Below are 22,691 nucleotides of genomic sequence, written 5' to 3'. Positions count from 1 at the left end.
CGGCCGCCCGGCGCACGTGCCCCGGAGCGCAGACAAGCCAGTCGAGAAAGAAGCAGAAAAGTATGCGACCTCTGTCCATCGAAGGCGCCTGGGTTCACGAACCGAAGGTGTTCCCCGACGACCGCGGCAGCTTCCACGAGTGGTTCCGCGGCGCGGACTTCCGCACCGCCACGGGCCAGGACCTCAGCCTCGTCCAGGCGAACTGCTCGGTGTCCAGGCGGGGTACCCTGCGTGGCATCCACTACGCGGACGTGCCGCCGAGCCAGGCGAAGTACGTCAAGTGCGTACGGGGTGCGGTCCTCGACGTCATCGTCGACATCCGCGTCGGCTCCCCGACGTACAAGCAGTGGGAGATCGTCCGGCTCGACGACGTGACCCATCACGCCGTCTACCTCTCCGAGGGGCTGGGGCACGCCTTCTTCGCCCTGAGCGACGACGCCACCGTGGTGTACCTCTGCTCCGAGGGGTACGCCCCCGAGCGTGAGCACGGCATCAACCCGCTCGACCCCGAGCTCGGCGTCGCCTGGCCCGAGGACATCGCCCCCCTGCTCTCCCCGAAGGACGAGCAGGCTCCGACCCTGGCCGAGGCGGAGCAGCGGGGTCTCCTGCCCCGCTACGAGGACTGCGTCTCCTTCCGGGATCAGCTGCGCGCACGCTGACCGGTCCCGGCGAAGCCGCCGGCCCGCACGTCTCGCGCATGCCCGTGAGGTCCGGCCAGGGGCACGCGCGGGGCGGCGGACGTGCTTGCTACTGCTCCGGGCGCAGCAGCCTGCGCACCGGGCGGCCCACCACGCGCCGGGCACGCCGGTAGGCGGACGGCCACGCGGCCGGTGCGTCGCCGCCCTGGAGCTTGATGTTGACCGGGCGGCCGGCCTTCCTTTCGAGCTGGCCGAGCAGGAGGGCGTTCTGTTCGGCCAGCTCCTCCATCCGGCTCTGCATGAAGCTGAAACGGCTGCTCAGCGAATCGAGGCCGGCCTCGGTCCACGGCCGCACGGCGGGTGGCAGGGCCAGCTTGGAGAGCTGCGCGTCGAACGCCTTGCCGCCGTCACCGTGGTGGAAGGTGTTCTCCAGGCCGTTCTTCTCCATGAAGCCGGTGAAGCGGAGGAACCTCTCCTTGTGGCCGTTCACCAGTTCGCCGAAGTCGGCCGCCTCGTACAGCTCGGCGGGGTCGATGTTCCTGGGCGTCTCGGAGATCTTGCGGTGCGGGATGCCGAAGTACCGGCAGAGCTCCAGGGTCCGGGAGTCACTGCAGAGCACGGTGCTCGGGACCCCGGCCAGCAACGCCGCGATGTTGCCGTGGATGCGGGAGCCGAACGAGAAGTCGAACGCGCGTAGCTCCTCGATCCATGTCGCCGGATCGACGTAGAGCCTGACCTTGCCCTCGCGGTACATCGGGTGCGACGGATGCGTCGGCATCGAGGTCTGGGCGCCGATCGGGTTCGGCGTCTCCCGCCAGTGGAGCAGCTGGGCCTCGAGCAGGTTCTGCCCGACGAACCGCAGATGCGGGTAGCGCTCGTGGGCCTGCCGGATGATGGCGTCGAGGCCGTGCGAGCGGACGGCGCTGTGCGAGCCGTTCACCGAGATGCGGGACTCCGCGGTGAGCGACTCGGCCCCCTTCTCGAGCGTGAACGTCTCGCCGTTCATGAACATGGACGGGCAGCCGATGACCTCGACGTCCCGGAAGCCCATCTTCTTCAGGTACTGCTCGGTGAACTCGCCCCGCACGCCGATGGACGCGCTGTGGTTGAGCACCTCCGTGACGAACTCCCTGACCGTCGGCTCCATCGGCTTCAGCCGGTCCGCGTTGTACTTGAGGTCGGCCTGCGCGCCGACGCCCAGGACGACGACCGGGATGCGCAGCTTCTTGATCAGCTGCGTCATGCGCTTCAGCGGACGCTCGAAGGTGGGACGGAACGCGTTCGCCAGCGGCACGACGAAGGCGTCGAACTCCTCGTTTATGCGGTCGGCCGCAGAGGGATCCGTGCGGATGCCGTTGGAGAAGACCTCGGCCCGCGGAGTCGTCAGGAGTTTGTGTGCCGCGTCGCTGAAGATCAGGTTGCCCGCGTTGGTCGCGAAGACATCTCTGTGGAGGGAGTGTTCGAGCGAAGCCACATCGAAGGGGCTCTTGCCTGATCTGAGGAGAATGCGCCTCTGGCGGGTCGGTTCATCTGTCACATAAAGAGGGTAGCCCGATGAACGGCCCGTGGAGATTACGTAAATGACTCCATTCGGGCGCATGTCGGTCAGTTGTCCGTCGGCCTTTTTTCCCTCTACCGGGCCCAGGCCGTGACAGCAGCTGAGACGGCACGGTGCCCTCAGTCCCCCTCGCGTAGATTGGGAGGACCGAGCAGGACGACGTGATGTGGGGACGGGCGTACGTGTCAGGGGCAAGGGAATCTCGAGGCGCGGCAGAGGGGTCCGGGAGCGCACTCCGCGCACCCTCCGGCGGCGGAGCGGGGCGCAGGCCGGGTGTGACCGATGCCCGCAGGATCGTCGTCAAGGTCGGCTCCTCCTCGCTCACCACCGCGGCGGGAGGGCTCGACGCCGACCGGGTGGACGCCCTCGTCGACGCGCTCGCCAAGGTCAGGAGCGGCGGGGAGCGCGAGATCGTCCTCGTCTCCAGCGGCGCCATCGCGGCGGGCCTCGCCCCCCTCGGACTCGTCCGCAGACCCAAGGACCTGGCACGCCAGCAGGCCGCCGCCAGCGTCGGGCAGGGGCTGCTCGTGGCGCGCTACACCGCCTCCTTCGCCCGCTACGGCGTACGCGTCGGCCAGGTGCTCCTCACCTCCGACGACACCAGCCGGCGTGCCCACTACCGCAACGCCTACAGCACGCTCGACCAGCTGCTCGAGATGGGCGCGTTCCCCGTGGTCAACGAGAACGACACGGTGGCCACGGACGAGATCCGGTTCGGCGACAACGACCGGCTCGCCGCGCTCGTCGCCCACCTGGTCCACGCCGACCTCCTGGTGCTCCTTTCGGACGTCGACGGCCTCTACGACGGTGACCCGAGCACCCCGGGCACCTCCCGCATCGCCGAGGTGAGCGGACCGGCCGACCTGGAGGGCGTCACCATCGGCAGCGCGGGGAAGGCGGGTGTCGGCACCGGAGGCATGGTCACCAAGGTCGAGGCGGCACGGATCGCCACCGCCGCGGGGATCCCGGTCGTCCTCACCTCGTCGAGCCATGTCGCCGACGCACTGGCGGGGCGGGACACCGGCACCTACTTCCACCGGACGGGGCGCCGCTCGGCGGACCGGCTGCTCTGGCTGGCCCACGCCTCCACGCCGCAGGGTGCCCTCACCCTCGACGACGGAGCGGTGCGCGCCGTCGTCGAGCGCCGCACCTCCCTGCTGCCCGCCGGCGTCTCGGCGATCGAGGGTGAGTTCTCCGCGGGGGACCCGGTGGAGCTGCGGGACACCGCCGGCCGGGCCGTCGCCCGTGGACTCGTCAACTTCGACGCCAAGGAGATCCCCCAGCTCCTCGGCCGGTCCACCCGTGACCTCGCGCGCGAGCTGGGCCCCGCCTACGAGCGGGAAGTCGTACACAGGGACGACCTCGTCGTCCTCACGCCTCGCACGGCCCCCTGAAAAGGCTGAAAGTCCAGCCTTCGGGCGGAGACCTTCACGAAAACCGCCCCGAACCGGGCCCCGGGCTGGTCAACTTTGTCACGGGGACACAAGGGGTCAGCACAGCTACGCATTCACAGGAGGCCGCCGGTGAGACGAGCGCGCCCGGGGGCGCTGCCCCGCGGAACGGGCAGCCGCGCCCTGACCAGTGTCGGAGCGGGGGCCGACTTCGTCGGCACGCCCACCGACCAGCCCCTCGAGCAGGAACCGGTGGTGACGGAGGAGGAACGGACCCGCTCCAAGCTGTGGCACATCACCCTCAGCGTCTCGGGCAGCGAGACCCCGCTGAAGGAGGTCAGGCGTGGGCTGGAGCAGCTGGCGCACGACCACCCCTTCCTGCTGACCAGCCGCTACGCGAACGACCACGCCGAGATCCGCTACTGGGAAGAGGCCCGCGACCTGCACGACGCCGCCGCGGTGGCGCTGCGGCTGTGGGGGGAGCACCGCTCCAGCGCGAAGCTCCCGCCCTGGGAGATCGTCGGCCTGGAGGTCATCGACCGCGAGACCTACCACCTGCGCATCGCCGAGGGCTACGGCCCGCCACCGGCGGCCCCGGTCGGGGTGCACCCGTACTGACCGGGTGAACCGAACCGGGTGCACCCGCTGCGACCGGGGTACGACGAGGGGCGCACGCGTACCGATACGCCTGTCTCGCATCACGGGATACGTGACGGATGCCCGCAGTGTGCGCACTACCCTGCGGGCATGACCACGCTTTCGCCGTACGACAACATGTCCCCGGTCGCCCAGGCCGCCTACCGGGCACGCGCCGCCGCCGACGACATCGCGCCACTCCCGCGTGCGGCGAAGGACGACGCCCTGCTGGCGATCGCGGACGCGCTCGAGGTGCGCACCAGCGAGATCGTCGACGCCAACGCCGAGGACGTCGCGAAGGCCAGGGAGGCGGGTACGAGCGAGTCGGTCGTCGACCGGCTGACACTCACCCCGGAGCGGATCCGCGCGATCGCCGCGGACACGCGTGACGTCGCCGCCCTGCCCGACCCGGTGGGCGAAGTCGTCCGCGGTTCCACCCTCCCCAACGGCATCGACCTGCGTCAGGTGCGGGTGCCGCTCGGCGTGGTCGGCATCATCTACGAGGCGCGGCCCAACGTGACGGTCGATGCCGCCGCGCTCTGTCTGAAGTCCGGCAACGCGGTGCTGCTGCGCGGATCCTCGTCGGCGTACGCCTCGAACAGCGCGCTGGTCAGGGTCCTGCGTGACGCGGTGGGCGGGTCCGGTCTCCCGGCGGACGCGGTGCAGCTGGTCCCGGGCGAGAACCGCGATTCGGTACGCGAACTGATGCGGGCCCGCGGCCTCGTCGACGTGCTCATCCCGCGTGGCGGCGCCTCCCTGATCCGCACGGTCGTGGAGGAGTCGACCGTCCCCGTCATCGAGACCGGCACGGGCAACTGCCACGTGTACGTCGACGCGCAGACCGATCTCGGCATGGCCGTCGAGATCCTGGTCAACTCCAAGGCGCAGCGCCCCAGCGTCTGCAACGCCGCCGAGACCCTCCTGGTGCACAAGGACATCGCCGCGGAGTTCCTGCCCCTGGCCCTGGACGCGCTGGCCGATGCCGGGGTGACGGTGCACGGCGACGAGCGGGTGCTCGCGCACGCCGAGGGGTCCAAGGCCACCGTGGTGGCGGCGACCCCGGAGGACTGGGAGACCGAGTACCTCTCGTACGACATCGCGGCCGCGGTCGTGGAGTCGCTCGAGGCCGCTGTGGCGCACATCCGGCTCTGGTCCTCCGGCCACACCGAGGCAATCGTCACCACCTCGCAGGCGGCGGCCCGCCGGTTCACCCAGTTGGTGGATTCCACGACGGTCGCCGTGAACGCGTCCACACGCTTCACGGACGGCGGACAGTTCGGATTCGGCGCCGAGATCGGCATCTCGACGCAGAAGCTGCACGCCCGTGGGCCGATGGGCCTGCCGGAGCTGACGTCCACGAAGTACATCGTCACCGGCGACGGCCACATCCGTTAGCCAACGCCCCCGGCGGGGCGGGGCGAGTTTGCGGACTCTCTGCCCAAAACGCCCCGCCGGGGCTAGGCTGAAGCCGTGCCGGACGACGTGGGGGGCAAGCCGTTCCCGGACGGCTGGGAGCCCGACGACGACCGCGGGGGCGCGGACGAGGACTTCGCCTCCGTGGTGTTCGACGAGGACTTCGTCCGGTCCGCCGAGATTCATGAGCCCACCGCGGTCGAGCGCCTGCTGGCCGCCGCGCAGGCCCGCGCCGAGGCAGAGGCGAGCAGGGCGCGTTCGGGCGGCGGCGCCCTGGACGACGACCTCTACGACGACGGCTACGGGCCGGACGGGGTGTACGGCCGCGAGAGGGCCTTCCAAGGCTCCTTCGGCCCCGATGACCCCGATGGCGCCTACGGGGACGAATACGGCCCGTACGGACGCCATGGCGGCTCGCTGCGCCCTTACCGGGGCGCTGCCCGATGGCACCGGCCGATCGCCTGGCTGCTCGCCCTGCTGATGGGGGTCGGGATGGTGGCGCTGGCCTTCAGCGCCGTGTACCGAGGCGCGGCGGCCGGCCGGGAGGAGCAGGTGCCGCCTCCGGTGACCAGCGGCGTCGACAAGCCGGGCGTCGCCCCTTCGGCCTCGGCCGACTACTCGCGCCCCGCGGTCTCTGCCGTTCCCCGCTCGCCCTGAGCCTCCGGGTGTGACGGCCGGATCTCCAGCGACGGCTGGATCTCGGGCGGGGGCGGATCTTCGGCGGGAGGAGGTCCCCGTGGCGCGGCGCCCTGCCGGCCGGTGCTGACGAGTCTGCCCGGTGTCGACGATCCCGTCCGCCCGGGCCGTCGGTCCGATGAGAGCGGGCCGACGGCCTACGGGCGCCCTGCCGGCCGGTGCCGACGAGCCTGCCCGGTGCCTACCTGCCTGCCCGGCTCTGAGGATCCGCGCCGACGAGCCCGATCGGCGAGCCTGCGGCACGGGGCCCGGTGACGTGGGGCCTGGTGACGTGAGCCCCGGTAGAGCGGGCCGGTTTCCCCTGGGGCGCCCCTCCCGGCGGCGCTCCGCCTGCGCTCCCACCTGCGGGGCGTTTACCTTGATGACGATCGACCCAATCTGAAGGTACGACCCCCTGACCCCTCCTCCCGTCCCCGTCCCCGGGAAGAGGGTCGGCCACGTGTCCGAGTGCCGAATCGTCCCTATGCCGAACCCGTGACGGACAGGTCCGCCCGACGCCGAACGGCCCGGGGAGGATCCCAGCGCCCCGCCCGTGGCGCGGAGATCGGGAGATGTCATGACAGGCCGTGGAGAACCGCCGGAGGTGCCGCCCGAGAACCCCTCGGGCGGGGAGGACGAGTACCGCTCACTCGTCTTCGACGAATCGTTCGTGCGCGCTGCCCGGCTGCAGGAGTTCTCCGCCCAGGAGCGCATGGCCGACCATGCGCACGCCGTACGCTCCCTCCCGGGGCGCGGCAGCCGCCGGTACCGCTCCAGGGCCGGGATCGCGCTTGTCCTGCTGATAGCGCTGGCCTTCGCGGCCGCCGTCTACCTCGGCTTCCGCAACCCCTACCCGACACCCGCCGGCCGACGTGCCGAACCGCTCCAGACCACGGTCGTCCCACTCGCCCCGCAGGGATCCGTGCCCGGTGGAACCGCTGCGTCGCTCCTCGCCGAGGGTCCGGCCACCGGTCACAGCACCGGCGCCGCGGGCATCAACCTGCCGTCGGTCCGGCGGACGAAGAGTTTCTCGGACAGCCAGGTGACCATGGCCCTGACCACGGTCAAGGACTACCTGGTGAACTCCTCCCTCGATCCCGACGTCCTCACCGGCGGGGTCGTCCGGCCGGTGGGGCGGCTGCTCGACCCGGACCAGACGGCCCAGTTCGACCGGAGCATGGAGTCACCGGCCGACGACGGCCTCCACAGCGCCACCGGCTGGCTGGTGCGCTTCGACCCCGCGGAGGTGGAGCTGGCCTCCCCCGACACCCGGGTGCGGGGCACCCTCTCCTACGCGGAGGCGGGGGCGGACGCCCTGGAGGTGGTGTCCGACCACACCTTCACGTACGCGCTGCGGCCCACCGTGTCGGGACCCCACCGGCCGGACGGAGACTCGCTCTTCACCGTGCGCCGCGTGCTGCACTTCCTGCTCGACCGGGAAGACATCCGGCTGCACCGGCTGGAGGTCCGCAGCGCCTATGTCCAGGCCGGCCCCCAGTCCTGCTCGGCCGGGGCCACGGGTGCCATGCGCCCACTGCTCGCGGGAGAGCGCGCGGACACCCGGGGCCCGTCGGGCACCGATCCCTACGCCACGGGCGTACCCGCGGCGGGGCTCTGCGGCACGCTGGCCGTCAGCTCCCCGAGTCCGGGCTCTCCTCCCCGGGCTCCGGACGCCGCCACGTCCCCTCGGAGCCGTCCGTAGCGTCCGAGGACGGCGCTCCGCCCTTCCCCGCTCCGCTCCCGTTGCCGCCGCCTGTGCCGGTGAACCGGTCCCGGAGCTTGCCGCCGAGGTCGCCGGCCCCGCCCGCGATGTCGCCGACCAGCTTCATCAGCGGGTCCTTGCTGGTGCGGACCGTGTCGGCGTAGTGCGCGGCGGACTCACGGAAGGAGTCCGTCACCGATGTGTCCTTGTCCTCGTCCCGCTTGGGGTAGTGGCCGTCCATGACGCGCTGGAAATCCCGGGTCTCCGACCACTTCTTCAGCTCGGCTGCCCGGACCGTGGTGAACGGGTGCGTGCGGGGCAGCACGTTGAGGATCTTGAGCACGGAGTCGCGGAGGTCGCCGCCCTTCTCGTACTCGTCGGCCTGGGCGAGGAAGGCGTCCACATTCATCTCGTGGAGGTGATTGCCTCCGGCGATCTTCATCAGGCCGCGCATCGACGCACGCAGATCCTGACCCACCAGAAGTCCTGCCCGGTCCGCCGACAGCTCCGACTTGCGGAACCACTCGCGCAGTGCCGTCACGATCGCCATGATCGCGACATTGCCGAGCGGAATCCACGCCACCTTGAGCGCGAGGTTGGTGAGGAAGAGCAATATCGTGCGGTAGACCGCGTGACCGGAGAGCGCGTGGCCCACCTCGTGGCCGACGACGGCCCGCATCTCCTCCTCGTCGAGCAGCTCCACCAGCCCGGTCGTCACCACGATGATCGGCTCGTCGAGGCCGATGCACATGGCGTTGGGCTGCGGGTCCTGGCTCACGTACATCGGGGGGACCTTCTTCAGGTCCAGGATGTAACAGGCGTCCCGCAGCATGTCGTTGAGGTGGGCGAACTGTGCATCGCTCACCCGGACGGAGTCCGACAGGAAGAGCAGCCGCAGGCTGCGCTCGGGCAGCAGGCCGCTCAGCGCCTTGAAGACGGTGTCGAAACCGCTCAGCTTGCGCAGGGCCACCAGGGCCGAGCGGTCCGCCGGGTGTTCGTAGGCCCGGGAGGAGATGCCCGGAAATCGCTTGCGGTGCCTGCTCGGCACGCTCTTGTGACTGGTGTCGGTCATGGATGGCCCCCTGTTCGTACGAGACGTCGCTCGTCCCCCTGGCAGAAGCCAGCGTATGTGCTGGCGCTACGGTGTGCGGGGGGCTGTGGATAACGTTGAGGAGCGCCCGGAATGCCGCATACCGCCGTTTTGCTCGCCGCCGTGTCCGAGGAGCAGGGGCCTGGCAACACGCTGCGCGTCGTGCTGCTCGTCTCACTGGTCGGAGCCGCCCTGCTCGCCTGGTTCCTGCTTCGCGGATACCGCAACGACGACAACAACGACTGAGTCGGCGTGAGCGTGCCCAATGCGCCCGCATACGATGTGCGCGACGTCTCCCTCCTGATTCCCGATGGATAGGTCCTGCAGAAGATGAGCCTCTCGAGCACCGCGCACCAGCTGGTCACCCTCGCCTCCGAAGGCGAGCAGGGTGGTAACCACGAAAGCCTCAGCCCGTACCTCACCGGTGGCGGCGCGCTCTTCGCGCTGCTGCTCCTGCTGTGGATCACCACCCGTTTCAACCGAGACCGCTGAGACAGAGGCGAACGGTTGTGCCAGTAGGGTCTGCACGCATGGGAGAGCAGGAAGTGCCTACCGGCCGCGCCAAGCGCCGACTCGGCGTGATGGGCGGGACCTTCGACCCGATCCATCACGGACACCTCGTGGCGGCCAGTGAAGTGGCCGCCCACTTCCACCTCGACGAGGTCGTCTTCGTCCCGACCGGGCAGCCGTGGCAGAAGAGTCACAAGCAGGTGTCCCCGGCCGAGGACCGCTACCTCATGACGGTGATCGCGACGGCGTCCAACCCGCAGTTCTCGGTGAGCCGCAGCGACATCGACCGTGGCGGTCCGACCTACACGATCGATACGCTGCGGGACCTGCGTACGGCCCACGGCGACGCGGACCTCTTCTTCATCACCGGCGCCGACGCCCTGTCCCAGATCCTGACCTGGCGGGACGCCGAGGAACTGTTCTCGCTCTCCCACTTCATCGGTGTGACCCGGCCGGGCCATGTACTGACGGACGACGGGCTCCCCGAGGGCGGGGTCTCGCTGGTGGAGGTGCCCGCACTGGCGATCTCGTCCACGGACTGCCGCGCCAGGGTCGCGCAGGGAGAGCCGGTCTGGTACCTGGTGCCGGACGGCGTCGTCCGTTACATCGACAAGCGCCAGCTGTACCGCGGCGAATGAGCCACGGAGAGGGGCACCTGTGAACGACCGACAGAGTCCGTACGACCCGTACCAGCAACAGCCGCAGATCATCGGCTACGACGAGTACGGGCAGCCGGTCTATCAGCAGCAGGGGCAGCAGCAGTACGACCCGTACGCCCAGCAGCAGCCCCAGCAGCCCCAGCAGCCCCAGCAGGACGGGCAGCCCCAGCAGGGCTACGGCTACGACCCGTACGCGGGCGCGCAGCAGTACTACGACCCGTACACCGCCCAGCACGCCCAGCAGCAGGCACCGCCCACGCAGCAGCCCGGGTACGGCTACGACGACGGCGGTTACGGCACGAGCACCTACGACACGGGCACGTACGGCCACGACACCGGTACCGTGCCCGCCATGGAGGACTCCACCCAGCAGTGGAACGCCCCCCAGGCCCCTGCGGCACCGGCGGCCGCACCGCGGCCGCCGGTGCCGGAGCAGCGCCGCGAGCCCGAGCCGGAGTCCGACGCCGCCGTCCCCGGGCAGCGCCGCGCCGACCGTGACTACGGCACCGAGCAGTTCGCCTTCATCGAGGAGCCCGACGAGGACTCCGAAGACGTCATCGACTGGCTGAAATTCACCGAGAGCCGCAGCGAGCGGCGCGAGGAGGCCCGTCGGCGCGGGCACAACCGGATGGTGGCGCTGATAGTCGTCCTGGCCCTCGTGGTCGTCGGCGGAGCGGGCTACCTCTGGTTCGCCGGAAAGATCCCGGGGGTCTCGGGGCAGGACGAGCAGAGCGCCGCGGCGACCGGCCCGCAGAAGCGGGACGTCATCGTGGTCCACCTGCACAACACGAAGAAGGGCGGCACCTCCACGGCGCTGCTCGTGGACAACATCACCACCGAGCAGGGCGCCACCGTCCTGCTCCCCAACTCGCTGGCCGTGGCCGGGGACGACGGTTCCACCACCACCCTGGGCAAGTCGGTCGACGACGACGGCTCCACCGGGACCCGCGAGGCGATCGACACCGTGCTCGGCACCAGCATCAGCGGCACCTGGCGGCTGGACACCCCCTACCTCGAGAACCTCGTCGAGCTCGTCGGCAACATCGAGGTGGACACCGACACGGACGTGCCCGACACCAAGAAGGGCGCGGCACCGCTCGTGAGCAAGGGGGAGGGGCAGACGCTGAGCGGCCAGATGGCCGTCGCGTACGCCACCTACCAGGGCACGGGCGAGCCGGAGGCCAAGCAGCTGATCCGCTTCGGGCAGGTCATGCGCAGTGTGCTGCGCAAGCTGTCGGAGGACCCCAAGGCCGCGACCCTCACCATCGAGACGCTCGCGCAGATCCTCGACCCGTCCCTGCCGGAGCAGGACCTGGGCGCGTCGTTGGCGAAGCTCGCCGGGCACGCCAAGGTGGGGGACTACGAGACGGAGCTGCTCCCGGTCCAGAGTGACGGAACGCTCACCGAGAAGGCCACCGAGAGCGTCGTGAAGGACGTCCTGGGCGGCAAGGTGAAGGCCCCCGACCAGGACGCGGCGGTACGCGTCGGCATCAGGAACGCCACGGGGGACACGAAGGGCACGGAGCACGCCAGGGTCCAGCTGGTCAACGGCGGCTATGCCTTCGTCGACAGCGGCAAGGCGGACGCCGCGGTCTCGTCCCAGGTGGTCTACGGGGCGGCCGAGGACAAGGCGAAGGCGGTCGAGGTCGCCAAGACCCTGGGCCTGTCGGAGGGGGCCGTGAAGAAGGGCGAGCCCGCCGCGAACGCCGACGTGTCCGTGGTCCTCGGGCAGGACTACAAGATCCCCGAGCAGACGTCGTAAGGGCTGTCGGCGGTCCGTGAGACCCTAGAGGTCGATCTGACCGCCGACGAAAGCCTGCATGTGACCGCCACGGACCGCTCCATCGAGCTCATCAACGCCGCCGCCCAGGCGGCGGCCGACCGGCTCGCGCACGACATCATCGCCTACGACGTCAGCGATGTGCTGTCGATCACCGACGCCTTCCTGCTGGCCTCGGCTCCCAACGACCGCCAGGTCAAGTCGATCGTCGACGAGATCGAGGAGCGGCTGCAGAAGGAGCTCGGCGCCAAGCCGGTACGCCGCGAGGGCGACCGAGACGCCCGCTGGATCCTTCTCGACTACGTCGACATCGTGATCCACGTCCAGCACAGCGAGGAGCGTGTGTTCTACGCGCTCGAGCGACTGTGGAAGGACTGCCCCGAGATCGCCCTTCCGGAGGACGCGGTCAAGACCCGGGGCAAGGCCGAGGAGCACGCCCAGCTCAACGGCGGCACGGAAGGTGATCAGAGCTGAACGGCAGCAGGAGCGGCAGGGGCCGCAAGATCGTCCTCTGGCGGCACGGCCAGACGGCGTGGAATCTCGAGCGCCGTTTCCAGGGCTCCACGGACATCGAGCTGACGGAGACCGGCGTGGGTCAGGCACGCCGCGCCGCAAGGCTGCTCGCCTCGCTGCAGCCGGACGCGATCGTGGCGTCCGACCTGCGGCGGGCAGCGGCCACGGCGGCCGAGCTCGCCTCGGTGACCGGCCTCGACATCGCACACGACTCCGCGCTGCGTGAGACGTATGCGGGCGCCTGGCAGGGCCTCACGCACGAGGAGATCGTCGGGCAGTACGGCGAGCAGTACGCCGCCTGGAAGCGCGGCGAGCCCGTCCGCAGGGGCGGCGGCGAGCTGGAGACCGAGGTCGCCGACCGAGCCGCCCCGGTCGTGCTGGAACATGCCGGCAAGCTGCCCGACGCGGGCACGCTCGTCGTCGTGAGCCACGGCGGCACGATCCGGACGACCATCGGCCGTCTGCTCGGCCTCGAGGCCCACCACTGGGAGGGGCTCGGCGGGCTCTCCAACTGCTGCTGGTCCGTGCTGGGCGAAGGTGCGCGCGGCTGGCGCCTGCTCGAGCACAACGCCGGGACACTCCCCGAGCCGGTGCTCGGGGACGACGATTAGCGGGTGCCCGGGGGTTCCCTCCGGGCGGCAGGGGCCGGATTTCACTTTCCGGCTCGGCGCAGGCTAAAGTTCTTCTTGTTCGCAGCGCGGAAACGCAGGGAAACACAGCGGACAGCGGGGCTATAGCTCAGTTGGTAGAGCGCCTGCATGGCATGCAGGAGGTCAGGAGTTCAATTCTCCTTAGCTCCACAGTCAAGATCCCGTCCCCGGCAGGGGGCGGGATCTTTTTTTGCCAGATATGTCGAACCTGCGCCCCGGTCCGCGCCGTCGCGCTCCAACTGCCCTGGCCCGCCCGGGACAAGGGTCCAGGAGGCGCTCCGGGGGCTTCCTCGCAGGTGCGCGGGCCTGCCGGGCGCCCTTGCTTCAGGACAAAGGCGGTGGGCGGGACGGTCATCGGGCTGACCCTCTTGCGGCGCCATGGCAGAATCGGAGCGCCGGAGGGGGCGACGGACCGATCGGGAGGGAGCGCGATGCCTGCGAGTCGCGTACGGGTCCCGGGCCCGCCCTCTGCCCTCACGGCGACCCACGGCTCCACCCTCACCCCGGCCCTCGGCGCCCCGCGGGAACACTCCTTCGCCTGCACGGCCTGCGGCCACCCCCGGAGCTGACCGGGATGGGTGCACACAGGCGGAAGTGCGACTGGTGCGGCAGCGGTACGCCCATCGTCCGGGACATGGACCCCGTCAACGCGGATTTCCAGTACTGGTGCGAGGAGTGCGCGCGGGCGCTGATCATAAAAGGCGACCCCATCGAGACGTACCGGGAGCTCGAGGGGGAGCCCATCTACGGCCGGCTCCTGGAGGAGCACTGCACGCTCAAGCGGTTCTACTCCTTCGCCACTGCCTGACGGGGGTCTTCGGTCGGTCGCCCCGGCCCGGGCAACCGCTGGTCAGGGCGGTGCCGGCCGGTCATATCCGGACGGACCGGAATCGATTTTTGATGGGCCGGGGGGACCGTGTAATGTTCTCGATGTCGCCAGGGAAACCGGGCGGAGAACAACACGGGGCTATAGCTCAGTTGGTAGAGCGCCTGCATGGCATGCAGGAGGTCAGGAGTTCAATTCTCCTTAGCTCCACAGTGAGGAAGCGGGTCATCCGAATCGGATGACCCGCTTCTTGTCGTGCGCGGTCCGGGAGGTGTCCGGTCAGCCGCGTCCGCTGCCCAGGGCTCTGCGCTGGGCGCTCGGGAGTGCGGGGCGCTCGGCCGGCGCCTGCTCGATACGGAGGGCCAGCGCGGGGCATCGCCGTACGGCACGCTGGGCCCGGCCCCGCAGGTGCATCGGGACGGCGGCGTCCGCGAGCGCCGGATAGCCGTCGGGTCCCAGCCTGATCAGCTCGGGCACGATGTCCGCGCACAGTCCGTGGCCCTGGCAGAGCGTCCAGTCGACCGCCAGCTTCTCGCCGCTCGGGATGGACTCCTCCAGATCCTCGTAGCCGGGGGAGGGCAGCGGCAGCACCCCGAGCGTTTCGCGTCCGCAGCCGCCGTCGAGGACGTGTGCGGCCAGGTCGTCGGTGAACGCCGAGAGGGTGGACGACAGGAAGCGGGCGGATCCGTCCGGGTGTTTGCACGCCCCGCGGCCCTTCACGGCCTGGGTCACCTCGCGGAGGGCCTCCAGGGCGGCGGGACCGCCACCGTTCAGTACGTCCGAGAGGCCTCCGGCGGCGGCCGGGAGCCCCAGCTTGCACGGGCCGCACTGGCCCGCGGTCTCGGCGGCCAGCCAGTTCGCGATCCTCAGTGACTCACCGATCGGGCAGGTGTCCGGCCCGATGGGCAGGATCGCACCGGCGCCCAGTGCACCGCCTGCCGCGGCCAGGGAGGCTCGGGAGACCACGGCGTCGTGCGAGGCGATCGCGTCGATCCAGTTGCCGTGGTAGCCGCCGGTCAGCACGCCCTGGGGCAGCGGCGGGGCACCGGCCAGCTGCAGGACGTAGCGCAGTGGCACACCGGTGGGCACCTCGATCACCATCGGGCGCGCCACGGCCCCGGAGACGGTGAGCAGGACCGTGCCGGGCTCGTCCGGCAGACCTGTGTGGCCGTAGCGGCGCGAGCCCAGCCGTGCGGCGACGGCGAGCTGCGCGTAGGTCTCGGCGTTCGACAGGAGGGTCGGGGCGCCGGCCACACCGGACTCCGCGGCGCGTTCGCGGCGGCCCGGTGGCAGGGCGGGGCCGCCGTTCACGGCCCGGATCACCGCGGAGGCCTCCCCGGAGACCATGCGCTCCGGCGTACGCACCACCCGGGCCCGCAGATGCTGGCCGCGGCGGTCGGAGAGACCGCGTTCGGCCAGGGCGGACCGGACGGACATCTCCGTGGAGTTGCGTGTGACAGCCACGACCAGCGTGCGTGCGCCCAGTGCCTCCGCGGCGAGGAGGGCACCGTCGAGGATGAGATGAGGGGCGCGGTTGAGCAGCACGGTGTCCTTGCGGCAGGCGGGCTCGCCCTCGCTTCCGTTGATCACGACGACGGGCCGTACTCCGCGTCGTACGGAGGCCTTGGCGACCGCGCGCAGCTTTCGCCCGAAGGGGAAGCCCGCGCCCCCGCGGCCGCGCAGCGAGACGGACTCGGCCAGTGCGGCCAGCCGCTCGCCCGTCATCGGTTCGAGGGGGCCGTGCACCTTGAGGTGCATGGCGAGGTCGAGGCGCTCCACAAGGTCGAAGCCGGTGGTCAGCTGGGGGAGTCCGACGACGCGGACCTCCGGCACATCGGGGAGGGGGACGTTCACGGTCGGTCTCCTGCTGGTGCGTGCCAGGGCTCTCCTGCCGAGGGCGGAAAGAGCGGCCCCGGCAGTTGCTCGGTCTCCTGGTCTGAGGTCGGGGTGAAGGCGTTGGGCGGGTGCGGGGTGTACGCGGGCCTGAGCGACTGGGCGGGAGGCGCGGGGGACGGGGTGGGCCAGCGGCCGTCGGACGTCTGGGCCGGCCGGGCGGCCGGGCGGGCGACGGCCCGGTAGCCGGCGGAGATGCCGTTCGGGGAGCCCGGTGCCGGTGCGGGACCCGGAACGAGACGATCGGAACTGCGCGGCGGGGGTTCGTAGGGGGGCTGACGGTAGGGCTGCCGCGTTCCGTGGTCCGGTGGTTCGTAGGCGGGAGGCATGGGAGGAGCGGGGGGCAGGGGGGCCTCCAGCGTCCGGGAGCGGACAGGGGTGCCGCGTATCCCGCGGTCGTCGTCACCCCAGCCGGGCGCGTCGGGCGGCAGGCCTCGGCCGGACGGCTGAGACGCGTGTTCCGGGGCGGGGGAGGGCCGTATGACCGGGTCCGACGCCGACGGCGGGACGTCCGTGCCGATCAGGTCGCCGATCAGGCTGGTGAGCAGGCGCTTGGCAGGGTCGGGCAGCAGGCGCAGGCCGAGTGCGGCGGCCACCGCGGCCACGCAGAGCATGTACATCACGACGACCCAGGTTGCGGGCGGCCGGCCGGCGTACAGGCCGTGCACCAGTGCGAAACACCAGGCCGGGTAGGCCAGGGCATGCAGCGCGCGCCAGCGGCCGGCGATCCTGCCCGGGGTGGCGAAGGCGCTCCGCACGGCACCCGTCGCCGCAGTGGTGATCATCAGCAGTCCGGCCAGTGAGCCGAACCCGATGAGGCCCGCGGTGCCGCTCACGCCGGTGCCGAACGGTATGAGGGCACCGAGCAGACCGACGTGGCCGAGGGCCACCTTGACCGTGCCGTGCAGCAGGAGGAAGCCGAGCGAGGTGACCGCGGCGGCCCGGTGGACGGCTTGGCAGACCAGTCGCTGACGGGTCGAGAGGAACAGCCGGTCGGTGGCCAGCAGGCCCCAGGCGACGGCCGCGGTGAGCGAGACGAGCGTCAGGACACCGGTGGTGAAGTCGAACGCGGCACGCATGCCGTCGCTCCCCGCGACGGCGAGCAGAGGGATGAGAACGAGCGCCGCGACGGTGAGCCCACCCTGGACCGGGCGGCTCATTCCTCGGTCGGGGCTGAGGGTGGGGGACGAACGGATCCTGCGATGAGGGTTCATGGGGGGGCGACTCCGAATGGCTCGGCAAAGCGGTCCCGTTGCCGCATGCTAGGTCGCCGTCTACCGACCGGTACGGGGTTTGAGTTGTTGCCCCGATAGAGGGCAGTACGCGGAGTAACCTCCGGAGTGTGTGGGTCGTGTGGAAGGTTCGCGCGGATGGCGTGCGGTCCGACCCTCCGGGGAGAGGGTGTGTCCGGCCCCTCGGAGGACGAATGTGCCGGGCCGGGCTCCGGGCCCGTGCGGTACCCTGACGCCATGCGTGCCGTACGCCTTCTGCTTAGCGAGCCGCGCTGATCCTTCCCGACCGGTGAGAACGCCTGGTCGGACTCGGCGCGGCGTCCCCTCCTGTGCGAGGGGATTTTTCGTTTCCGTAGACGTGTGTCCGTAGACGTGGGCGCCGGCAGATGACGATCGATGGAGCTTTGAGGATCATGAGCGAGACGAACACCGCGGCCGAGGTGGCCGCGCCGCACCGCTACACGGCAGCGATGGCCGCCGACATCGAGGCACGCTGGCAGGACTTCTGGGACGCCGAGGGGACGTACGAGGCGCCGAACCCGACCGGTGACCTGGCGGACGGATCCGAGCTGGCCGCCAAGCCCAAGAAGTTCATCATGGACATGTTCCCGTACCCCTCGGGGGCAGGTCTGCACGTCGGCCATCCGCTGGGCTACATCGCCACCGACGTCTACGCCCGCCACCAGCGGATGACCGGGCACAACGTCCTGCACACGCTGGGCTTCGACGCCTTCGGCCTGCCGGCGGAGCAGTACGCCGTGCAGACGGGCACACACCCGCGGGCCTCCACCGAGGCCAACATGGAGAACATGAAGGTCCAGCTGCGCCGGCTGGGCCTGGGCCACGACAAGCGCCGCTCCTTCGCCACGATCGACGCGGACTACTACAAGTGGACCCAGTGGATCTTCCTGCAGATCTTCAACTCCTGGTACGACACCGAGGCCGACCGGGCACGCCCGATCGCCGAGCTGGTCGCCCAGTTCGAGAGCGGTGAGCGCGCGGTCCCCGGCGGCCGGGAGTGGAGTGCGCTGAGCGCCGCCGACCGCGCCGACATCCTGGGGCGGTACCGCCTGGCGTACGCCTCGGACGCGCCCGTCAACTGGTCGCCGGGCCTGGGCACCGTCCTGGCCAACGAAGAGGTGACGGCCGACGGCCGCTCCGAGCGGGGCAACTTCCCGGTCTTCAAGGCCGAGCTGCGTCAGTGGAACATGCGCATCACCGCCTATGCGGACCGCCTGCTGGACGACCTGGACGGGCTGGACTGGCCCGAGGCCATCAAGCTGCAGCAGCGCAACTGGATCGGCCGGTCCGAGGGTGCGCGGGTCGACTTCCCGGTCGACGGGGCCGGCGACATCACCGTCTTCACCACCCGGCAGGACACCCTGTTCGGTGCCACCTACATGGTGCTGGCGCCCGAGCACGAGCTGGTCGAGCGGATCATCCCCGCCGCCTGGCCCGAGGGCACCCACCCCGTCTGGACCGGTGGTCACGCGAACCCCGCCGAGGCCGTCACCGCGTACCGCAAGCAGGCCGCGGCCAAGTCCGACGTGGAGCGGCAGGCCGAGGCGAAGGACAAGACCGGTGTCTTCACCGGTGCCTACGCGACCAACCCGGTCAGCGGCCAGAAGGTTCCCGTCTTCATCGCCGACTACGTCCTGATGGGCTACGGCACCGGCGCGATCATGGCCGTACCGGCGCACGACGCGCGCGACTTCGCCTTCGCGCGCGCCTTCGAGCTGCCGATGCGCTGCGTCGTCGAACCGTCGGACGACCGCGGACTGGACCCCGCGACGTGGGAGGACGCGTTCGGCTCCTACGAGGCGAAGCTGGTCAACTCCGCCAACGGGGAGATCTCGCTGGACGGCCTGGGCGTCGTCGAGGCCAAGGCGAAGATCACCGAGTGGCTGCAGGAGCACGGCGTCGGCGAGGGCACCGTCAACTTCCGGCTGCGCGACTGGCTGTTCAGCCGCCAGCGCTACTGGGGCGAGCCCTTCCCGATCGTCTACGACGAGGAGGGCATCGCCCACCCGCTGCCCGAGTCGATGCTGCCGCTGGAGCTGCCCGAGGTCGAGGACTACTCGCCGCGGACCTTCGACCCGGAGGACGCCGACACCCAGCCCGAGACCCCGCTGTCCCGGAACGCCGACTGGGTCAACGTCACCCTGGACCTGGGCGACGGCGCCGGCCCGCGGAACTACCGACGCGAGACCAACACCATGCCCAACTGGGCGGGTTCCTGCTGGTACGAGCTGCGCTACCTGGACCCGAACAACGACCAGCGGCTGGTCGACCCGGCGATCGAGCAGTACTGGATGGGACCGCGCGAAGGACAGCCGACCGGCGGTGTCGACCTGTACGTCGGCGGCGCCGAGCACGCGGTGCTGCACCTGCTGTACGCGCGCTTCTGGTCCAAGGTGCTGCACGACCTGGGGCACATCTCGTCCGCCGAGCCGTTCCACAAGCTGTACAACCAGGGCATGATCCAGGCGTTCGTCTACCGGGACAGCCGCGGTATCGCGGTACCGGCGGCCGAGGTCGAGGAGCGCGACGGGGCGTACTACCACGGTGACGAGAAGGTCAGCCGTGTGCTGGGCAAGATGGGCAAGTCCCTGAAGAACGCCGTGACGCCCGACGAGATCTGTGGCGAGTACGGGGCCGACACCCTGCGGCTGTACGAGATGGCGATGGGCCCGCTGGACGTCTCCCGTCCCTGGGACACCCGGGCCGTGGTCGGCCAGTACAGGCTGCTGCAGCGACTGTGGCGCAACGTCGTCGACGAGGAGACCGGTGAGGTCACCGTCGTGGACACCGAGCCCGACGACGGGACCCTGCGGGCGCTGCACAAGGCCATCGACGGTGTCGGCCAGGACATGGCCGGGATGCGGTTCAACACGGCCATCGCCAAAGTCACCGAGCTGAACAACCACCTGACGAAGACCGGCGGCCCGCTGTCCCGGTCGGTGGCCGAGCGGCTGGTGCTGCTGATCGCCCCGCTGGCGCCGCACGTGGCGGAGGAGCTGTGGCGCCGGCTGGGCCACACGGAGTCCGTCGTGCACCAGGACTTCCCGGCCGCCGACCCCGCGTACGTCGTGGACGAGACCGTGACCTGTGTGGTGCAGATCAAGGGCAAGGTCAGGGCGCGTCTGGAGATCTCTCCTGCGATCTCGGACGAGGAGCTCGAGGCGCTGGCCCTGGCCGACGAGAACGTCGTCGCCGCGCTGGACGGGGCCGGGATCCGCAAGGTGATCGTGCGAGCGCCGAAGCTGGTCAACATCGTTCCCGCGTAACGGCACCGGGGCGCTCCGGCGGACGTGCCAGGGCTTGCGCGGACGTGCCAGGGCTTTCCCCTACGGGCAGGTTGGGGGTTCCGGTGGAACCCTCGGCCTGCCCGTTCCGTTTACGGTAGGAGGGTGACCGCACGCGGGCGGCCGATCCGACAACCGAGGGGCGTTCATGGAAACCGTGTTCCTGATCCTGACGCTGCTGTTCGTCGCGTTCATGGCGCTCGGGGTGTACGCCGGAGTCAAGGCGGTGCGCGCGGCCAAGCGCGGTGTGGACCGGACGATCACGCAGGCCCGCCGTTCCGTGGAGGACACCGCCCTGCGGGCCAAGAGCTACGGACAGCCGGGGGTCCCCGGGGAGCTCGCGCAGCTGCGGCTCGCCCTGCGTACGTCGATGCGGGCCACTCAGGACGCGCTGAACGCCCGGGCCGCGGAGGACGCCTCCCTCTCGGAGTCGCTGGGGCTCTTCGAGCGGCTGAGCGTGCACGGACGCGAGCTCGACGACGATCTCAAGCGCCTGGAGCGCGAGCCGGACCGCGCGACGGTGGCCACGCTCCTGCCCGGGCTGAGGGAGCGCACGGAGCGCATCACGCACTCGGCGGAGTCGCTGCGCTGGGCGGCGCGCGACCGGGCGAGGCAGTTCGCCGACGACGACCTGGCCGCGCTCAACGCGCAGATCGACCTGGAGGCCGGGGCGTTGCGTCACTGGACGACCGAGGAGCCGGCGGCACCGCGCGCGACGGCCGGGCACAGCTGGAGCGGGCCCGCGGATCAGGAGCAGCCCCCGTCACTCACCCCTCCTGATCCGCGGCTGCACGCGGGCTATCCGTGGCAGAAGTCCGCCAGACCGGAGACCACGAACTGACGCGCACCCGCTGCGAGGACACCGGCCGTTCCGCGGAGGGGCGGACACCGGCCGGGAGGAACGCGGATGCGGTGCGCACGCGTCCGGAAGCACTCCGAAAAGTCCCAGGCGCGTCAAAGACGGACACCGGACCGGACGGAAATGATCAGCAGGCCGGTCCCGGGCTGCCGCGCCGCCGCCGCGGAAGGTAATCTCCGGCTCATGTCCCGCCATGTCGCGATCGTCACCGATTCAACGGCCTACCTGCCGCACCAGACGATGGAACGGCACGGCATCACGGCGGTGCCGCTGACCGTCGTCCTGGGGGATGAGGCCCTGGAGGAAGGCACGGAGATCTCGGCTCGGTCGCTGGCGCTGGCCCTGCAGAAGCGCCGCTCCGTGACCACGTCGCGGCCCAGCCCCGAAGTCTTCGCCGCCGCCTATCGCGCCGTGGCCGAGGAAGGTGCCACCGGCATCGTCTCCCTCCATCTGTCGGCCGAGTTCTCCGGGACGTACGACGCCGCCGTGCTCGCCGCGAAGGACGCCCCGGTGCCGGTGCGAGTGGTCGACACCGGCATGGTCGCCATGGCCCTGGGGTTCTGTGCGCTCGCGGCGGCCGAGGCCGCCGAGGGGGGCGGTGGGCTGGACGAGGCGGTCGCGGCGGCTGAGAAGCGGGCGGCGGGAACGTCGGCGTTCTTCTACGTCGACACCCTCGACTACCTGCGCCGCGGGGGGCGCATCGGGGCCGCGCAGGCGCTGCTGGGGTCGGCCCTGGCGGTGAAGCCGCTGCTCCAACTCAACGGTGGCCGCATCGAGATGCTGGAGAAGGTGCGGACGGCGTCCAAGGCGATCGCGCGGCTCGAGGAGATCGTGGCCGCGCAGGCCGGCACGGGTGCCGTGGACATCGCGGTCCATCATCTGGCCGCTCCGGACGGGGCCGAGCGGCTGGCGGAGCGGCTGCGGGGCCGCGTTCCGGGGCTGGTCGACCTGCATGTGAGCGAGGTCGGTGCGGTGATCGGTGCACACACCGGTCCGGGGCTGCTGGGAGCGGTGGTCTCGCCGCGCTGATCCACTCCGGCGGGTGATGCGGTTGTCCACAACCGGAGAGTTATCCACCGTAATTGGGGCGGCTCGGCGGAATTCCGCAGAAGTGCCTAGCGTCGTGAGGCATGACCTTCCGATCATTTTCCCCGGCGATCCCATCGACCGACCGGCAGGGCCCGCCCGGCTTTGTCGCGGACCCGATCGCGTTCCGGATCGCGGATCCGCAGGGACACCGGATCGCGGATGTGCCCGCACCTGCGGCGATGGGCCCGCCCGCACACCGGGCCGCACATCGCGGCGCACATCGACTCTCGCGCGGGGCCGGGGCCGGGGCCGGGGCCGGGGCCGGGGCCGGG

20 protein-coding genes and 2 tRNA genes are annotated in these 22,691 nt (G+C 70.8%); 18 read left to right on the top strand and 4 right to left on the bottom strand.

The genetic code is table 11. The annotated features are described in order from the left end of the window. Positions 1–62 precede the first annotated feature (62 nt). Positions 63–659, top strand: a complete 597-nt coding sequence (gene rfbC / locus B9S57_RS06820; protein ID WP_103514624.1) for a dTDP-4-dehydrorhamnose 3,5-epimerase — start codon at positions 63–65, stop codon at positions 657–659. Positions 660–747: 88 nt separating this feature from the next. On the opposite strand, the gene B9S57_RS06815 is transcribed toward rfbC, so the two are convergent. Next, positions 748–2,112 carry a polysaccharide pyruvyl transferase family protein gene (locus B9S57_RS06815; protein WP_103514623.1) on the bottom strand — a complete coding sequence of 455 codons (1,365 nt, stop codon included), beginning with the start codon at positions 2,110–2,112 and terminating at the stop codon, positions 748–750. A gap of 359 nt (positions 2,113–2,471) precedes the next feature. On the opposite strand from B9S57_RS06815, the gene proB reads away from it, so the two are divergent. The 5 genes from proB (at position 2,472) to B9S57_RS06790 (ending at position 8,013) form a co-directional block, all read left to right on the top strand. Then, a complete protein-coding gene (proB, locus tag B9S57_RS06810; protein WP_103514622.1) occupies positions 2,472–3,590 on the top strand; it encodes a glutamate 5-kinase in 1,119 nt (372 codons plus the stop codon). Between the two features lie 129 nt (positions 3,591–3,719). Continuing rightward, the gene (locus B9S57_RS06805) at positions 3,720–4,205 is read left to right on the top strand and encodes a hypothetical protein (protein ID WP_103514621.1); all 486 of its coding nucleotides are present in this window, start codon (positions 3,720–3,722) and stop codon (positions 4,203–4,205) included. 129 nt (positions 4,206–4,334) lie between these two features. Then, complete coding sequence (locus B9S57_RS06800) at positions 4,335–5,618, top strand: glutamate-5-semialdehyde dehydrogenase (RefSeq protein ID WP_103514620.1); 1,284 nt, start codon at positions 4,335–4,337, stop codon at positions 5,616–5,618. 75 nt (positions 5,619–5,693) lie between these two features. Beyond that, on the top strand, positions 5,694–6,293 hold the full coding sequence (locus B9S57_RS06795; protein ID WP_103514619.1) for a hypothetical protein: 600 nt from the start codon (positions 5,694–5,696) through the stop codon (positions 6,291–6,293). 595 nt (positions 6,294–6,888) lie between these two features. Continuing rightward, positions 6,889–8,013 carry a hypothetical protein gene (locus B9S57_RS06790; protein ID WP_103514618.1) on the top strand — a complete coding sequence of 375 codons (1,125 nt, stop codon included), beginning with the start codon at positions 6,889–6,891 and terminating at the stop codon, positions 8,011–8,013. Here the strand turns inward: B9S57_RS06790 and B9S57_RS06785 are convergent. Continuing rightward, positions 7,943–9,085, bottom strand: a complete 1,143-nt coding sequence (locus B9S57_RS06785) for a M48 family metallopeptidase (protein WP_103514617.1) — start codon at positions 9,083–9,085, stop codon at positions 7,943–7,945. The genes B9S57_RS06790 and B9S57_RS06785 overlap by 71 nt on opposite strands. Positions 9,086–9,196: 111 nt before the next feature. On the opposite strand from B9S57_RS06785, the gene B9S57_RS34360 reads away from it, so the two are divergent. From B9S57_RS34360 to B9S57_RS06750, 9 genes are all read left to right on the top strand, one after another. Continuing rightward, on the top strand, positions 9,197–9,349 hold the full coding sequence (locus B9S57_RS34360) for a hypothetical protein (RefSeq protein WP_181011257.1): 153 nt from the start codon (positions 9,197–9,199) through the stop codon (positions 9,347–9,349). 84 nt (positions 9,350–9,433) lie between these two features. After that, the gene (locus B9S57_RS34355; protein ID WP_181011256.1) at positions 9,434–9,595 is read left to right on the top strand and encodes a hypothetical protein; all 162 of its coding nucleotides are present in this window, start codon (positions 9,434–9,436) and stop codon (positions 9,593–9,595) included. Between the two features lie 38 nt (positions 9,596–9,633). After that, positions 9,634–10,251 (top strand): nicotinate-nucleotide adenylyltransferase, encoded by a 618-nt coding sequence (gene nadD, locus B9S57_RS06780; protein ID WP_103514616.1) that lies wholly within the window; start codon positions 9,634–9,636, stop codon positions 10,249–10,251. 19 nt (positions 10,252–10,270) lie between these two features. Further along, positions 10,271–12,034 carry an LCP family protein gene (locus B9S57_RS06775; RefSeq protein WP_103514615.1) on the top strand — a complete coding sequence of 588 codons (1,764 nt, stop codon included), beginning with the start codon at positions 10,271–10,273 and terminating at the stop codon, positions 12,032–12,034. A 60-nt stretch (positions 12,035–12,094) separates the two neighbouring features. After that, on the top strand, positions 12,095–12,526 hold the full coding sequence (gene rsfS, locus B9S57_RS06770; protein ID WP_006124372.1) for a ribosome silencing factor: 432 nt from the start codon (positions 12,095–12,097) through the stop codon (positions 12,524–12,526). Then, the gene (locus B9S57_RS06765) at positions 12,523–13,176 is read left to right on the top strand and encodes a histidine phosphatase family protein (protein ID WP_103514614.1); all 654 of its coding nucleotides are present in this window, start codon (positions 12,523–12,525) and stop codon (positions 13,174–13,176) included. Before rsfS ends, B9S57_RS06765 begins: the two co-directional genes overlap by 4 nt. A 116-nt stretch (positions 13,177–13,292) precedes the next feature. Continuing rightward, positions 13,293–13,365: transfer RNA gene (locus B9S57_RS06760), tRNA-Ala, on the top strand. 424 nt (positions 13,366–13,789) lie between these two features. Continuing rightward, the gene (locus tag B9S57_RS06755) at positions 13,790–14,023 is read left to right on the top strand and encodes a hypothetical protein (protein ID WP_056785441.1); all 234 of its coding nucleotides are present in this window, start codon (positions 13,790–13,792) and stop codon (positions 14,021–14,023) included. Between the two features lie 155 nt (positions 14,024–14,178). Beyond that, a tRNA-Ala gene (locus B9S57_RS06750) sits at positions 14,179–14,251 on the top strand. A 69-nt stretch (positions 14,252–14,320) separates the two neighbouring features. On the opposite strand, the gene B9S57_RS06745 is transcribed toward B9S57_RS06750, so the two are convergent. Both B9S57_RS06745 and B9S57_RS06740 read right to left on the bottom strand, forming a co-directional pair. After that, positions 14,321–15,895: an NADH-quinone oxidoreductase subunit NuoF family protein gene (locus tag B9S57_RS06745; protein ID WP_103514613.1), complete on the bottom strand. Its 1,575-nt coding sequence runs from the start codon at positions 15,893–15,895 to the stop codon at positions 14,321–14,323. After that, positions 15,892–17,094: a hypothetical protein gene (locus tag B9S57_RS06740; protein ID WP_103514612.1), complete on the bottom strand. Its 1,203-nt coding sequence runs from the start codon at positions 17,092–17,094 to the stop codon at positions 15,892–15,894. The genes B9S57_RS06745 and B9S57_RS06740 overlap by 4 nt, the downstream gene beginning before the upstream one ends. A 485-nt stretch (positions 17,095–17,579) precedes the next feature. On the opposite strand from B9S57_RS06740, the gene leuS reads away from it, so the two are divergent. From leuS to B9S57_RS06725, 3 genes are all read left to right on the top strand, one after another. Beyond that, positions 17,580–20,453, top strand: coding sequence for a leucine--tRNA ligase (gene leuS, locus B9S57_RS06735; protein WP_103514611.1), 2,874 nt, complete (start codon positions 17,580–17,582; stop codon positions 20,451–20,453). A gap of 166 nt (positions 20,454–20,619) precedes the next feature. Beyond that, positions 20,620–21,312 carry a hypothetical protein gene (locus B9S57_RS06730; protein ID WP_103514610.1) on the top strand — a complete coding sequence of 231 codons (693 nt, stop codon included), beginning with the start codon at positions 20,620–20,622 and terminating at the stop codon, positions 21,310–21,312. A 201-nt stretch (positions 21,313–21,513) separates the two neighbouring features. Continuing rightward, entirely contained in the window at positions 21,514–22,359 is an 846-nt protein-coding gene (locus B9S57_RS06725) for a DegV family protein (RefSeq protein WP_103514638.1), read from the top strand. The last annotated feature ends 332 nt before the right edge of the window (positions 22,360–22,691 follow it).

This window comes from Streptomyces sp. SM10, from assembly GCF_002910915.1.
Taxonomy (GTDB): Bacteria; Actinomycetota; Actinomycetes; order Streptomycetales; family Streptomycetaceae; genus Streptomyces.
This window is presented reverse-complemented; position numbering and strand designations above follow the sequence as displayed.